The organism is Mesorhizobium sp. C089B, assembly GCF_030323125.1.
Classification (GTDB): Bacteria; Pseudomonadota; Alphaproteobacteria; order Rhizobiales; family Rhizobiaceae; genus Mesorhizobium.
The window spans coordinates 5,849,626-5,864,096 of sequence record NZ_CP100469.1 but is presented as its reverse complement, the minus strand read 5'-3'; the positions used below and the strand labels follow the sequence as shown (position 1 = coordinate 5,864,096).

Below are 14,471 nucleotides of genomic sequence, written 5' to 3'. Positions count from 1 at the left end.
TGAATTTGCATGTGCATCACTGCGATGGCGCCGGCATGATCGTGATGCTCGAAAAGGGCTGCGGCGGCCGTGGCAAAGCGGTCGCCGCGATGATGGTGTCAACGGCGTTGCATCGATGCGAGCGTTTAGACAGAGGTCTCCTCCTGGCATCGCGCGCATGCAAGGAGCTACGCAAGCGCAAATGTATCAAGTATTTTGAAGCGACGACCCCTCATGCATATGGAGCTGCGATGCACGGGCGGCATAAGCCTCGTTGCCATCTAGCCGCCTTGATGCACGGCGATGAGCTTTCGGCGGCCTGCATCGGCGATCTGGCCGCCCTGTGCATTTTGACAAGCCTCGTCGGGTGCCGGCGATGATCCGTCGTGATGGCAGGCGGGGGTTTACAGGTTGCGGTCGGCGGGTTCGTTTCGGGCGCCTGCGCCCATCGTTATGTCGCGAGTTGGGGGATGCGATCGAGGACGATGCGCAGGATGCGCTGGTCGGGGCACGATGTCGGCAGGTGCAGGCGGATTTGCGATTTCATCTCGACCACCCGCGCAGCGATTTTGATGAGGCGCAATCGCAGCGTGTCGAATTGGGCGACGGCAAAGCTCGAGCGCCTCGGCATCGCGGCCAGCAAGCCCCACATCAACCAGTAAGCACCGGCATGCAGGAATAGCCGGAACTGGTTGGCCGTCGCTCTGGTGCAGGATGTGCGGTCGGCGGCAAGATGCGTCTTCCACGATGTGGTTCTCGGCCGCGCCGCGCCGGCAGTAGACACCCTCGTAGAGCGCCTTGGCCTTCCCACCGGCAAGGTTGGTGACGACGAAGCGGATATCGCCACCGTGGGCGCCGACCTCGACCCGCGCGATGATGCGCTCGATGCGGCTCCAACTAGCGGCGCCGTCAACGAACTCCTTGAACCTGCGGACCTTGCCTGTCTTGGCCGACGCTTCGAAGCGCGCCGTCGTGCTGGCATCCAGATCCGCGACATGCTTGCGCAGGGTCGTGGTGGGCGCGAGGCCAAAGATGAAGTCGACGTCGTTGGCGCGGCACCAGTCGATGACCTGCGGGTTGCAATAATGGCTATCGCCGCTGAGCAGGATTCGAATGTTCGGCCAGTTGATCCGGATCGCCCGCACCAGACGGCGCAGGTGGGGGCGGATCTCAGCCCCACTCGGCCGCTTGGCCGGTCGCGATCGCGCTGACGAACCGTCCCGCACCATCGAACACGACGATCGGCTGGAAGCCGTACTCGTCATGGTGGGCATTGAACAGGCGAAGCTGTTGGCCTCCGTGCACAGCGTCGAAGGTGTCGAGAGCGCGGCGCAGCCGGTTGGCGTCGTTGCCGTCCTCGTAGCCGGCGGCGATCATCTTCATGCGAAAGCCGATCATGTCCGCCAGGCTGTGGACGACCTGGTCCGGGCAGCGCGGATCGTCGATGCAACGCGCCAGACGCTCGGCCATCCGCAACCGCTTTTCCACCTCGGCCAAGGCCAGAACGCCGCTGTTGGACGACAGCATGCCGCCGTCGAAACGGGCGACGACGGACTTGCCGCCGACTGATGACAAACCGCTCAGCGGCAGCGCAAGATCGTTCATGGTGGGTGTGGTCTCGGGAAATGGTTCGGATCGGCTTAAGCAACCAAATCCTACGTCATTTCAACGGGCTTGCGCCACATCCACCAACCCCCATGAATTTGGCTAGGTTGATGCGGCGTGCCGCCGCCGTGAGGCTGCGCTCGCTCAGCAGCGCGTCGAGAACGACGAGAAGATTCAGATCGAGCCCTTTGAAACGCATGTCTTAGCTATCCATAGCGTGGATGAATTTGATTGAAACAAAGGATTTTACCAATTTTCCGGAATGTCGCATGGACCTGGCAGGATCTCAAGTGCGCCGATCACTGCCCCTATCGCGTGGCGAGTCCCTTGAGAAGAGCCCGAAAGAGGAAATCTGTCGCGTGCGGTGGAGATTGTACTGGAAATGAGAGGCAGCGCTCCGATCATGTCGAACTCTCCGACGAATGGCGGACCGGTACAATAGTTGATCGCAACTGGTCCGGAGCTATGAAACATCTCGATTACATATGAGGTGCCGAGTGAATACGCTGACAGCACCCACCGTCGCAGCGTTTAGCTGACGTTTGACGACGGTTCCTATCCATTTACACGCAGATTCTTGATGTGCTGGCGCAAAAGCGGGAGGCCGGCGACTTTTCTTCGTCATCGGGCTGACGCCGCAGAAGCCGGAACTCGTCCGGTTCCTATGGGCATTGGGCTTGGTCGGCGCACAGGGCTCCATGAGGGGCAATTTTGGCAACGCGACGCGATTCGGGTTTTGAACGACGCCGAAAACGCAAGCTGGAAAGGAACAAGATGGCAGATCAACTCGCCAACGAAATAATCGCCATGATCAAGAAGCGCGCCGCGTCGGAGGGCGGCATAGCGCCTGCCACAGGCGTCGAGATAACGGCTGCCACGAGACTGACTTCGCTCGGTATCGATTCACTGGGATTGGCGGACGTTCTCTGGGACCTGGAGCAGGCCTACGGCATCGAGATCGAGATGAATACGGCCGAGGCATGGTCGGATCTCCAGAATGTTGGGGACATGGTGGAAGCCGTGCGCAGCTTGCTCGCTACGGGGGTGTGAATGGACAGGCGCGTCGTGATTACTGGGATTGGCGGGATTTGCGGGCTTGGGACCAACACCGCCGCCATTTGGACAGAGATGCGAGAAGGCCGCTCCGCCATCGGCCCAATCGTCAACTCCGAGCTCCATGAATTGAGGGTCAGGATTGGTGCCGAGATCAAAGCGCTGCCGGAGCATGACATCGACCGCAAGCAACTCATCTCCATGGACCGCTTCAGCCTGCTCGCTGTTCTTGCGGCGCGCGAAGCCATGCGTCAGGCCGGACTTTCCTCCAAAGAGGGAAATAGCTATCGCTTCGGTGCGACGGTGGGCGTTGGCGGCTGCGGGTGGGATGCGATCGAGCAAACCTACCGCGCCATCCTGCTGGGCGGTAAGCGTGCCGCTCTCTTGACTGTACCCAAGGCGATGCCGGGTGCCGCTGCCGGCCAGGTCAGCATGAGTCTCGGCCTGCGCGGGCCGGTCTTCGGCGTCACGTCCGCCTGTTCCTCGGCAAACCATGCGATTGCCTGCGCGGTGGACCAGATCAGGCACGGCCGGGCCGACGTGATGCTTGCCGGCGGCAGCGAAGCGCCGCTCGTATGGGGTGTGCTGAAGGCATGGGAAGCGATCCGCGTGCTTTCGCCCGATGCTTGCCGGCCATTCTCGGCCGATCGCCAGGGCCTATCGCTTGGTGAAGGCGCCGGCATGGCGGTGCTGGAAAGCTACGAGCATGCCCTGGCTCGGGGCGCCACCATCCTTGCCGAAATTGCCGGTGCCGGCCTTTCCGCCGATGCGTCCGACATCGTCGCGCCGACTGTCGAGGGGCCGGAGGCAGCAATGCGGGCCTGCCTTGCCGATGCCAGGCTGGACGCCGAGGATGTCGACTATCTCAACGCGCACGGCACCGGCACAAAGGCCAACGACCAGATCGAGACGGCGGCGATCAAGCGCGTCTTCGGTCAGCACGCCTTCTCAATGTCCATTTCTTCTACCAAGTCCATGCACGCGCATTGCCTCGGCGCGTCCGGCGCGCTCGAGTTGATCGCCTGCGTGATGGCTATCCGCGAGAGCGTCGTGCCGCCGACTGCCAATTATCGTGAGCTGGACCCCGATTGCGATCTCGACGTCACGCCCAATGTGGCACGCGAGCGCAAGGTGCGCGTGGCACTGAGCAACTCCTTCGCCTTTGGCGGCACGAACGCGGTTCTGGCGTTCAGGCAGGTGTAGAGGCCATGAGAGATGCCTCCGGCAACATTATCTCTCGCATCCAGATGCTTGCCAGATAACTATTGTGAAGGGCGGGTCATTGACCGCCTCGGCGAATGCGGGAAGTGGCAGCGGAAGCTCGACGATCCGGGGGTATCGTCTTTGCGAAATTCTTAACTGTTGAAGCGGCTTGGACGTACCGCCGCCCCGTAAAAGGTAAGCGAGGCCCTGCGGGCTCGGCTTGAGGGTCTGAAGCTGTACACGATAATGTCTGGAAGCCGCAGGGTCGGCTCTGCGCCCGTTATAGCCGCCTGAGTGCTGCCGGCCCGGCCGCGCCGCGGGCGCCGTCAACGAGCTCCTTGAACCTGCGGACCTTGCCTGTCTTGGCCGACGCTTCCAAGCGTGCCGTCGTGCTGGCATCCAGATCCGCGACATGCTTGCGCAGGGTCGTGGTGGGCGCGAGGCCAAAGATGAAGTCGACGTCGTTGGCGCGGCACCAGTCGATGACCTGCGGGTTGCAATAATGGCTATCGCCGCGGAGCAGGATTCGAATGTTCGGCCAGTTGATCCGGATCGCCCGCACCAGACGGCGCAGGTGGGGGCGGATCTCAGCCCCACTCGGCCGCTTGGCCGGTCGCAGGATCGCGCTGACGAACCGTCCCGCACCATCGAACACGACGATCGGCTGGAAGCCGTACTCGTCATGGTGGGCATTGAACAGGCGAAGCTGTTGGCCTCCGTGCACAGCGTCGAAGGTGTCGTCAATGTCGGGTACGATCCGCTTCGGCACCTGCCGGAACGAGGCGCAATAGAGATCGACCATCGCCCGTCCCATCGACCAACTCCCGCACGCCGGGTAGGTTCTCCAGCCGGCACAGCGTCGATTGCGACGCCAGATCCCGACCCGACGGCAGCGCATCCTGGGCCATCTTGAAGACCGGATCGCGGCGCAGCCGGTTGGCGTCGTTGCCGTCCTCGTAGCCCGCAGCGATCATCTTCATGCGAAAGCCGATCATGTCCGCCAGGCTGTGGACGACCTGGTCCGGGCAGCGCGGATCGTCGATGCAACGCGCCAGACGCTCGGCCACCCGCAACCGCTTTTCCACCTCGGCCAAGGCCAGAACGCCGCTGTTGGACGACAGCATGCCGCCGTCGAAACGGGCGACGACGGACTTGCCGCCGACTGATGACAAACCGCTCAGCGGCAGCGCAACATCGTTCATGGTGGGTGTGGTCTCCGGGAAATTTCGGATCGGCTTAAGCAACCAAATCCTACGTCATTTCAAGGCTTGCGCCACATCCACCAACCCCCATGAATTTTTCAGGCTAGCAGAGAGGGTGCTTGCGGTGCACTCACTGAACGAGATCGCAAATGGACGCGCGTAACCACCAGAACTGGCGACACCCATGGTGGTCCGCTGGACCCGCAGGAGGAACCACAAGGTGTGAGCGGGCAGAGCGCAAGCGAGTGCCTACTTCGATCTTTCTAGAAGCGCGCCGGCAGCCTGGGCGGGGGGCTTGGGGGTCAGACTGCCGGCGCACGCCACTCACGAAGAGCGGCCCCTTTTCGTGGTTCGAACGCCCATAGTCAACCCGGAAACGTCAGGATGCCCGCCATGTTAATTTCAGAGCGGCGCGACTCGCCATGTTGGACGATTCAGCCCGTAGGCCGAGTTGATGCTCAAGCCAGCATCGCCTTGCCGAACTAGGAAGAGTTCGCCGTTAGTCCTTCGTCGCGAGCCGATGCCGTCGTGCACGTTTCGTAGCACTCCGGGCGGCTATATCGCTTTGTTGTTCGGCGAGCTGCGCCAGAAGGCATCGCATCAAATCGAATCAAGCGTCGACATCAGCCGCAAGCTTCACATCACAACAGCTAGTCCACCCATTGCAGATCATCCGACTGTTCAGGCGGCGTCCGAAATGTCCAACTCCGACTCAAGAATTCCCACAGGTATGGAAAGCGATTTCGCTATCCGATCCCGATAGCCCTTGCTGTACCTCAGACCTCGCTCGATGTTTTGGATTTCCTCAGCGGCCAGCCCGCACGCGACCGCCAGGTCGTCGATCGAATATCCAAGGTGCTCGCGATAAGCGCGGACGATGTGGGTTCCCTGGGACATAGCCGTCAAGACTGGTTCGGGAATGCGCGAATCCTTCATAAACATCTCCAAGAACTGGGAGCTCCCTCGGAGATTCCTCCCCGAGGCGCACACCTAGCAAATAAAAAAATGGTCGTCCATTCGGCCGAACCGGCCTCATGCATGGGATGGGCCGCTGAATTGGCCGGGCCGGAATATGGCGGCTCACCTCCTTCTGATCAAGTATCAAGGCTGCCCGTGCTGAGAGCCTGGTCGGCGTAGCGCATGCGACCTGCGATCCTTCGTGGACCATTCTCGCCGATGGCTTTCTTGAACAGCAACTCGAATTTTCGGCAGGACACTGCTTCCTTCGGCCAATCTCCACCGGCGAGGCAGCGAAAGACCCGCTCGTAACCGCTACCGAGTTTCGCAATTGCAGCAAACAATGGTCATCTGGTTTCATCCGGGCTTCGGATCCAGACAAGGGGTACCGCTTTCCTGGAGGCGCATCGCCACCTGTACAGGTTCACAATCATTCGACCGTGACCGATTTTGCGAGATTGCGCGGCTGGTCTACATCCGTCCCCATGAAGAGCGCCGTGTGGTAGGCTAGAAGCTGTATCGGGAGCGAGAAGATCATTGGCGCGATAATCTCGTCGACAACCGGCAGCACGAGCGTGTGCATGGTTTCGAGTTTCGATACGGCTGCCCCTTTTTCATCGGTGATGAGGATAATCCGCCCTCCACGGGCAGCCACTTCCTGCATGTTGGAAACGGTCTTGTCGAAAAGACGGTCATGGGGCGCGATGACGATCACTGGCATGTTCTCGTCTATCAAGGCGATCGGCCCGTGCTTCAATTCACCCGCTGCATAGCCTCGGCATGGATGTAGGAAATCTCCTTGAGCTTCAGCGCACCTTCCATCGCTAGCGGGAAACTGGTGCCACGGCCGAGATACAGGACGTCACGACACTTTGACAGTTCGCGCGACAAGAACTCGATTTCCGGCTGGATGCACTCGAGTACGTGGCCCATCACGCGCGGCAATTCGGCGAGGCTCCTGACGAGCGCCTGCAGCTCGTCTTCGGGGACGGTCCCGCGGGCTCTGGCCGCGCCGATGGCGAGTGCTGCTAGAACGGCAAGCTGGCAGGTAAAAGCCTTGGTAGAGGCGACGCCGATCTCCGGTCCGGCAAGGATCGGGAAAACCGTATCGGCCTCCCGAGCGATGGTCGATTCGCAGGCATTGACGATAGCGCCAATTTTCAGCCCACGCTCCTTGCAGTACCTCAATGACGCAAGCGTATCGGCGGTTTCGCCGGACTGCGAGATGAAAAGAGCCGCCGACTGCGGCGGCAACGGGATCTCGCGGTAACGGAATTCGGACGCAACGTCGATTTCAACCGTCAGGCGCGCATAGCGCTCGAACCAGTATTTTCCGATCAGTCCGGCGAAATAGGCGGTCCCGCAGGCAGAGATCGCCAAGCTCGGGACCTTGGCGAAATCAATGCCAGGAACCATGTCGCGACTGTCTATGATGTTAATGTAATGACGGAGAGCATGGGCGATGACCTCGGGCTGCTCGTAAATCTCCTTCTCCATGAAGTGGCGATGGTTGCCCTTGTTGGCCAGATCGGCCGCGGCCGTGGAGATATGGCGCGGACGCTCGACGGGACGGCCGTCGATATCGAAGATATGGGCGCCCGAATTGCCGACGACGGCCCAGTCGCCGTCGATGAGATAGGTAATTTCATTGGTGAAAGGAGCAAGGGCGATCGCGTCGGAGCCCAGGAACATCTCGCCGTCGCCGTGACCGATCGCGAGCGGTGGTCCGTTGCGCGCCGCCGTGATGGTCGTCGGTTCATCTTCGAAGAGGATGGCAAGCGCATAGGCGCCCTTGACGCGTTTCAGCATGGCACGCGTGGCCTCTTGCGGCCTCATGCCCTCTCGGCGGTATCTTGCCAAGAGATGCCCAACGACCTCTGTGTCGGTGTCGGTCTGGAACTCGGCGCCATCCGCCGCCAATTCGTCCTTCAGCTCGGTGAAATTCTCGATGATGCCGTTATGGACTACGGCGACACCGTCGCTAAAGTGCGGGTGCGCATTGCGTTCGGTCGAGGCCCCGTGGGTTGCCCAACGCGTGTGGCCGATGCCGACGTTGCCGCTCAGCGGCTCTTCCTTCAGTCGCGTCTCGAGATTGACGAGCTTGCCCTCGGCGCGCCGGCGGTGCAAGGCACCCTCGATGATCGTCGCAACGCCGGCGGAATCATAGCCGCGATATTCCAAACCCTTCAACGCGCCGATCAACCGATCCGACACCGGCTGTTGCCCAACGATGCCAACAATCCCGCACATGTTCGTCTCCGCATCTTTGCGGGCAGCACCAGCCCACGCGAGACGGATACCCGTCCGGCCGCTTTAAGTGGCGGCCTTGTAGTAGTAATCCATAATATTGGTAAAATTGATTGTTGTGATAACTACCATCCACCCGATGGATAGGTCGGCCGCTGTGGGGCCACGACCCAAACTTCTATTCGCGCCTGACGCTCTTATGAGGATCGCAAACTCACACCCGCGGCAGGATCACGGCCTCAGAAAGGCCGGGAGGCCTTGGACAGTGGACGGACGACGGGCCTGCGGGTAGGAGCATTGTGCCGCCGACTTGGGCATCGGCGATGGTCTGTCTTGGCGACAGCCTGAGTTCGCTTCAGGACCGTCGTCGTCTCGCGCGGCTGCCGGTGTCAGTTGACGATAACAAAATGTCCGCCGGGGGCGAGCGCCTCGCGCACGGCACGTGCCAGCCGCGGTCGGTCCGGGACGCCGTCGAAGGCGTTGGCCGTGAAGACGAAGTCGACGGGGCGTGACACCACCAGAGTAGCGAGTTCATAGCGCATAGCCGGCGACGAATTCGCAATTGGTCGCGCCGGCGCCGGTCAGCCGGCGCTGCGCGGCCTCCAGCTGGTCGGCGTAGTGCGACGACATGGCGGGCGATTGTGGCGATCGGCACAGCCGCCCCGCAACAGAGGTCGACCACCTCCAAGCCCGGCTTCAGCCCGGTTGTCGCAAGCGCCATCTTCGCTGCGGTCGCGCTTGTCATGCTGCTCTTTCCTAGCCTTTGCAAGAACACGAACCTCGGCTTCGGTCGGAATGGCAACGTGGCGAAGGGCGACCCGATCTGCGTCAAGCTCATCGCCACGGAAGAGGCGAATGATAGGCAGCCCCACTACCGCCTGATCACCACCGGCGGCCGCCGATGTTCCCAGCATTCGCGTTCCAAGGTCGGCATGTCGTGCTCCTCGCTGGCATAGCCGAGGCAGAAATAGCCGATCAGCGTCCATTCGGGCGGCGTGTCGAGAATTTCGGCCATCTCGGTCGCATCGAGGATCGACACCCAGCCCATGCCGATGCCCTCCGCCCGCGCCGCCACCCACAGTGTGTGCACTGCCATGACGGCCGAATAGTCGATGGTCGCCGCCATGGTCATGCGACCGAGCCCATGGCCTTGTCGGGTCGTGTGGTCGGCGAAGACCGCGAATTGACAGGGCGCCTCGTCGAGCCCGGCAAGCTTCAGCCGGGCATAGAGTGCGGCGCGCTCTCCCGAAAAGCGCGTGAGCGCCTCGGCATTGCAGCGCTCGAAGCAGTCTCTCACGGCAGTGCGCCGCTTGAGGCTCTCGACCACTACGAAGCGCCAGGGCTGGCTGAGGCCAACGGAGGGCGCAATGCTGGCGAGCTCGAGCAGGCGTTCCAGCGTACCCTCTGGCAGAGCCGTTGGCTCGAAGCGCCGCACATCCCTGCGCCAGCGCAGCAGCGTGATCAGCCCGGAGCGAAAATCGTCGGTGAAATCTGGAGGTGACGGCATGGCGGTCTCGTTAGGTATGGATTGGGCACTAGGGAGTACAGTGTGGACAGCCTCTGCCTATTGCCAAGCTGGCTTGTTGCGTCCGACAATCGCGTCATGCGACCCCAACCGCAAACGATAGAAAAATCTTTCCTGGTGGGCGGCGCTATTACGATGCAATCGACCAAGCCAGTTCGATCAGCTCGCAGGGCGGTGAATCGTGTACCAGGCCGTTGCTAAATGCGCCATTGACACTCAGGCGCACCCGTATCGCTCACCAAGCCTCGGAACGAGGAGAACGTCGGCCTGGAACGCGGAGACGGCGACAGGCGTCTCAGCTTGCATATACTCGTTCCTACAGCACCGCCTGCAACTCAGTTTGCTTCCGACCACGACCGGCCTCGACGTCCCCGAAGATTCCCAGGTCATTCGGCAGATACCATCGTCTGACGTCATAGCGCCGCAGCGGACAGCACCAGCTGCCCAATTTCATTTGGGGCATCGCTGAGCTTCCAGTCGCCACCGCAATTTCGTCTTCCAGCAGCGTCAGGCATGACCCAAATTGGAGCTCATCCCTCTCACGGTCAATTCGCGCTTGAATTACATGTTCTACTTTCGTTCACTGTTCGGACGACACATTAGAAAGAGCTGGAATGGAGTCTATCATCAGCCCTACGACAGCCGCCAAAGGCGGCCGCTGTTCAAGCCCGCCGAAAAGTTTGGATGCCGTTCACAAGGGGAAAGCATTGGTGGGACCATGCCGGAACCATCTACCTCTTTGTTCTTCTCGGAGAAACATCGCCCGGGCCAGTGGTTCTCGGAGAGTAAAAATAACTGACGCGCATCAGGGCTCGCGCATGTGGAACGCGATGAGCATCCCCAGTTACTGGCACATTCTACAATCAGCTACCAACTGACAAACGTATGGCAGGAGACGGATGAGACGTGGACGGTGTTCGACCGTCGTACCGCAGAGTCGCCACAAGTCGCATTTACGAGGTCCTAATATTTGATGCAAATGGCTGGGAACGTTGCTCACCCTCAACCCGGAGATGACCGTTACCATCAACAGCGGATGGGCTGGTGCCGTCATGAAGTTGGAGGGCGACTTGCCTCCTCTAGCCGTTTTCGCAACCTATTCCGTCGCCGTCTCGGTCAAGATCATAGATATCGGTGCCTACGACAGAGACCGGCCCGTGTACGTATGCGGGACCATTGCCCTTTCCGGAGGAACAGTCGACATCGCTGGCGATTGGAACACAGGCGCCTGTGTAGTTAGGGTCGCAGGATTCTTGGCCATGAGCGCTGCTGATGAATAACGCCAGAACCAGAGCGACCGCGCCTAGACGACCAAACCCCATCAAATACCCGCCAGCTAACACCCAAGAAATCTTAGCGGGCATTTTAGCTCCATGCAATATTAGCGCTGGCTTGGGCGCCTATATATCACCACCAAGCTCCAAAGAGATGAGTTATTGCCCGACTGCAATGATCAAGATCGCGTTGAGGGTCGCGCGCTGGCGGGCTACTTGATTTCGGTTTGGCAGATGCGTGGCCAAAGACCGACGCGTGCTGCCAGGGATATGCATCTGCGGCGGGGTTTGACTTTTGGTATTGCTAGGCAGGAAGGTCGCTTGCTGTACAGAGGAGCTTATTGCCGAGGTTGAGAATCCTAGTACCGATCGATGGTGGTGCATCCCACAGCAGTCTGATTTGCGACAGCCGTCGTCGAGCCGGAGTGCGCATCGCCCTCTTCGGTGAGGCCTCCGTAAGCGTCTGCGACGACCGACAGAGTCGACAAGCACGCGCTTCGTTCAGCGCCCCGAGGTGATCATGGCTGAAAAGCGGTCCTACAAGGGCGGGCGATGTTAGCCTTCAAGGCCGACAAGAGGCAAACGCTATGGGATCGTGTGCAGGGCGAGGTCGGCGTCCCGGTCCCGAAGGAGCATAAGAAGGACAAGGCGGAATGGCTGAAGCCGGGACCGGTCGGCCGGGTCACGAGGAGAAGGGCGACGAGAAGCTGCGCCTCGCAAGGCTACTGGAGGCTAACCAAAGAGCGCGGCCAGTCTTGGGTATATTGTACGATTGTTACCCAAGCGGCGGCCGCATGGACTCTCATCATCGTGGAACTACATTGCCACAATGGCACAGCTCTTTGAATCCGCCCCAATGAGCGCTTCATTTCAGATGATCGTCGACCACTACGAGACAGCGGTTTCACTCCAGGAGCGCATTGTAACTCGCGCTCGACAAGTCGGCTTGGCGACCAAAAGCGATGACGAATTTCTGGAGCATTTGAATGCGGCGTTAGAGCGGGTGCGCCAAACCCTGGCTGGCGCCGATCAACGCAGTTAAAATGGGACATCCGCGGTCCGCAGGCGTACAGTGTGCCATCGACGGCAACTCTAAGGGCGTCCGTCGGCTGTGAGCGATCAACATGCTTCCGCCCCAATAGGGAGAGGGAGCTATGACAGATTCCAGTTCACAAACTCACACTGCCGCGCAATGCGACACAGGCCAAAATTCCATCTATCGCAATTCGCTGCTGCTTCGAATGTGCTCGGCAGATTTGGCCTTGCTGCAACCTCATTTGGAAAGCGTCTCCCTTGGACTGAAGACGCATCTCGAAGTGGCGGGGTCTCCAATCAGAACCGTGTACTTCTTCGAGAGCGGTCTCGGGTCAGTGGTGGGCGAACTGCGGCCTGGTATTGAAGCTGAGATCGGAATCATAGGTTGTGAGGGTATGACCGGCTCAGCGCTTATCATGGGCGATGACCGGTCAACGCACGATTGTTACGTCCAATTAGAAGCCCGAGCCTTTGTTATCGACGCGGGCCTCTTCACCAAGGCGCTTTTGACAAGCCCAACCCTGCGAAGTTTTCTGCTCCGCTACGTTCACTACTTTCACCTCCAGGCAAGCTTCACCGCGCTCAGCAATGCCCGGATGAACATCGTCGATAGGCTCTCAAGATGGCTGGTGATGTGTGATGATCGCGTCGAGGGGAACAGCTTTGCGATTACGCACGAGTTCTTATCAGTTATGCTCGGTGTCAGGCGGCCCGGCGTCACCATAGCGCTGCAAACCTTGGAGGGCCAAGGTCTGATACGCTCAAGGCGAGGAGAGGTAGTCATTCTTGATCGCGCGCGTCTAATTGCGCTGGCAGATGGGTCATATGGCAGGGCTGAAGCCGAATACGCTCGGCTAGTCGGCAAACTGCATTGATCGCAGGCGCCGCGGCGTCCGTAGCGCCGCGACGGTGATCGCCAACGAATGTGCTCGAACAGGAGATGGTCGATTTCCTGCATTGGAGTCATGTCCGGGTAAGCCGCCTAGACAGAGACTTCACCGCCGACGTTGCCGAGCATCGGGATCCAAGACGAAGCTGTCATGCCGGCACCGCTGCATGCGCCACGCGAGGAACAAACCGCCCCTCGCAGTCGTTCAGGATTGCGAAGCACGATACGGCTGTGCACCACCTTCCGGTGACTCCAAAGGAGACCCGAGATGACTCGGTCCGTAGAGGAGGTTTTCGAAGAGCATCTGAGGCTTCGCGCGGCAGGCGATCTCGAGGAAGCTGGAGCAATGGCGAGACTCATTGCGCCAGCCGCATAGCCTTATCTTGCCTCACAACGGGAAGGCTGTTTCGGGACTTTTCGAAATCAGCGGATCACAGGCTCGCCATGGAAGCGGCGGCGCGATGGAGGAGAAACGCCGAAGCCAACTTCCATCATCAGCCGTGGCCTGTGCGACGGCACGGTGCCCATATGGAACCCGAACGGATCCTCGACGAAACCGAAACCGGCCTTGCCGGTCAGCGTGACCGGACTCTGCTTGCCGTAGACGTCCAGAATCTCTTGCGCTGGATGGCCGACGACAAGCGTAAATTGGTGCTTGAGGGCGCGGCGATCATGGCTGCCGCGAACATAGATATGCGGGCCGGTCCCCTCGTCGACGGGCACTAGATAGAAAAAGAACTTCAGCATCCGCCAGTCGTCCAGGTCGAAATGGTATTTGCCGAGCGAAGCCAGGTTCTTGTCGGCGTCCGACGCCTGGCCGGTCGGGAAGCTCCACCAGACGCGCGTCGTGATCAGCGTCGCCTGGCCGCCGAGATAGTGCGCGGCGATATCCATGAGCAGCGGATCGTTTTGGATGGCAACGGCCGACTTACAGCCCAGAATGCGCTCGAAATAATGGCCGCTGAGCAACGGACGGCCAAATCGCGCCTCAGCCTCCGCATGCTCCGCCGGCATGAATTCGAGTCGGCGATCGAAATTGCCGAAACAAGGTGTGCACCTTGCGAATGCGGCTACATCTTCAGCCACCATTGCAGGCAGGACAAGGCCGGGAAAAAGCCCATCCATCCGCAGCGCGTCGACAACGTCGTGGCAATTGACACCGGCAAACATCGTGTCCTGGGCTCTTTGCGGCCTTCGGACCGGCTTTGCACCACGCCAGTGCATTCTCCGTGCCGGCATGGTGCGCGCCAACATGAACATGGGCAGCCACGCCGGATTTTCGCGAATATCCGACAGGTAGGTCGGAATGCGTACGGCTATGCGACGCAGCATGCTGCCGTTTCGCGCGATTGTCTCAAGGCTTGCAGCGCCGGCTTTGTCGGAGTTCATAACGGTCATCGGGGTCCTCAGGTCATGAATGCACTTATCGACGAAGTTGGGTCCCGGTGTTTCGCCGAAACCCGATTCGCCGCGGAAGAACTAGGCGCTTGCCACGTTTTGTG

At 60.3% G+C, this 14,471-nt stretch carries 10 protein-coding genes and 5 pseudogenes; 6 read left to right on the top strand and 9 right to left on the bottom strand.

Features of this window, described 5'->3' with window-relative positions:
• The first annotated feature begins 35 nt into the window (after window positions 1-35).
• Window positions 36-359 (top strand): hypothetical protein, encoded by a 324-nt coding sequence (locus NLY44_RS28735; RefSeq protein ID WP_023807036.1) that lies wholly within the window; start codon window positions 36-38, stop codon window positions 357-359.
• 71 nt (window positions 360-430) lie between these two features.
• On the opposite strand, the pseudogene NLY44_RS28730 reads toward NLY44_RS28735, so the two are convergent.
• Together NLY44_RS28730 and NLY44_RS28725 are read right to left on the bottom strand one after the other, a co-directional pair.
• Window positions 431-1,584: pseudogene (locus NLY44_RS28730) on the bottom strand (IS1380 family transposase).
• A 97-nt stretch (window positions 1,585-1,681) separates the two neighbouring features.
• Window positions 1,682-1,783 (bottom strand): annotated as a pseudogene (locus tag NLY44_RS28725) (LysR family transcriptional regulator); the annotation flags it as partial.
• Window positions 1,784-2,358: 575 nt separating this feature from the next.
• Here NLY44_RS28725 and NLY44_RS28720 point away from each other — a divergent pair.
• Window positions 2,359-2,634 (top strand): acyl carrier protein, encoded by a 276-nt coding sequence (locus tag NLY44_RS28720; RefSeq protein WP_023807039.1) that lies wholly within the window; start codon window positions 2,359-2,361, stop codon window positions 2,632-2,634.
• Window positions 2,635-3,840, top strand: coding sequence for a beta-ketoacyl-[acyl-carrier-protein] synthase family protein (locus NLY44_RS28715; RefSeq protein WP_031356310.1), 1,206 nt, complete (start codon window positions 2,635-2,637; stop codon window positions 3,838-3,840). It abuts the gene before it with no gap.
• Here the strand turns inward: NLY44_RS28715 and NLY44_RS28710 are convergent.
• From NLY44_RS28710 to bluB, 6 genes and pseudogenes are all read right to left on the bottom strand, one after another.
• Window positions 3,827-3,991, bottom strand: a pseudogene (locus NLY44_RS28710) (LysR family transcriptional regulator); the annotation flags it as partial. The gene NLY44_RS28715 and the pseudogene NLY44_RS28710 overlap by 14 nt on opposite strands.
• A 168-nt stretch (window positions 3,992-4,159) precedes the next feature.
• Window positions 4,160-5,042, bottom strand: a pseudogene (locus NLY44_RS28705) (IS1380 family transposase); the annotation flags it as partial.
• A gap of 681 nt (window positions 5,043-5,723) precedes the next feature.
• On the bottom strand, window positions 5,724-5,978 hold the full coding sequence (locus NLY44_RS28700) for a helix-turn-helix domain-containing protein (RefSeq protein ID WP_031197535.1): 255 nt from the start codon (window positions 5,976-5,978) through the stop codon (window positions 5,724-5,726).
• A 451-nt stretch (window positions 5,979-6,429) separates the two neighbouring features.
• Window positions 6,430-8,249 (bottom strand): annotated as a pseudogene (glmS, locus tag NLY44_RS28695) (glutamine--fructose-6-phosphate transaminase (isomerizing)).
• A gap of 386 nt (window positions 8,250-8,635) precedes the next feature.
• On the bottom strand, window positions 8,636-8,788 hold the full coding sequence (locus tag NLY44_RS28690) for a class I SAM-dependent methyltransferase (protein WP_023807044.1): 153 nt from the start codon (window positions 8,786-8,788) through the stop codon (window positions 8,636-8,638).
• A gap of 329 nt (window positions 8,789-9,117) precedes the next feature.
• Window positions 9,118-9,753 carry a 5,6-dimethylbenzimidazole synthase gene (gene bluB / locus NLY44_RS28685; RefSeq protein ID WP_023807046.1) on the bottom strand — a complete coding sequence of 212 codons (636 nt, stop codon included), beginning with the start codon at window positions 9,751-9,753 and terminating at the stop codon, window positions 9,118-9,120.
• A 1,010-nt stretch (window positions 9,754-10,763) separates the two neighbouring features.
• Here bluB and NLY44_RS28680 point away from each other — a divergent pair.
• The 3 genes from NLY44_RS28680 (at window position 10,764) to NLY44_RS28670 (ending at window position 12,955) form a co-directional block, all read left to right on the top strand.
• Window positions 10,764-11,051, top strand: coding sequence for a hypothetical protein (locus tag NLY44_RS28680; protein WP_023807047.1), 288 nt, complete (start codon window positions 10,764-10,766; stop codon window positions 11,049-11,051).
• An 823-nt stretch (window positions 11,052-11,874) separates the two neighbouring features.
• Window positions 11,875-12,087, top strand: a complete 213-nt coding sequence (locus tag NLY44_RS28675; RefSeq protein WP_155921670.1) for a hypothetical protein — start codon at window positions 11,875-11,877, stop codon at window positions 12,085-12,087.
• A gap of 112 nt (window positions 12,088-12,199) precedes the next feature.
• Complete coding sequence (locus NLY44_RS28670) at window positions 12,200-12,955, top strand: Crp/Fnr family transcriptional regulator (protein WP_286456141.1); 756 nt, start codon at window positions 12,200-12,202, stop codon at window positions 12,953-12,955.
• Between the two features lie 437 nt (window positions 12,956-13,392).
• On the opposite strand, the gene NLY44_RS28665 is transcribed toward NLY44_RS28670, so the two are convergent.
• The gene (locus tag NLY44_RS28665) at window positions 13,393-14,367 is read right to left on the bottom strand and encodes a hypothetical protein (protein WP_023708080.1); all 975 of its coding nucleotides are present in this window, start codon (window positions 14,365-14,367) and stop codon (window positions 13,393-13,395) included.
• Between the last annotated feature and the right edge of the window lie 104 nt (window positions 14,368-14,471).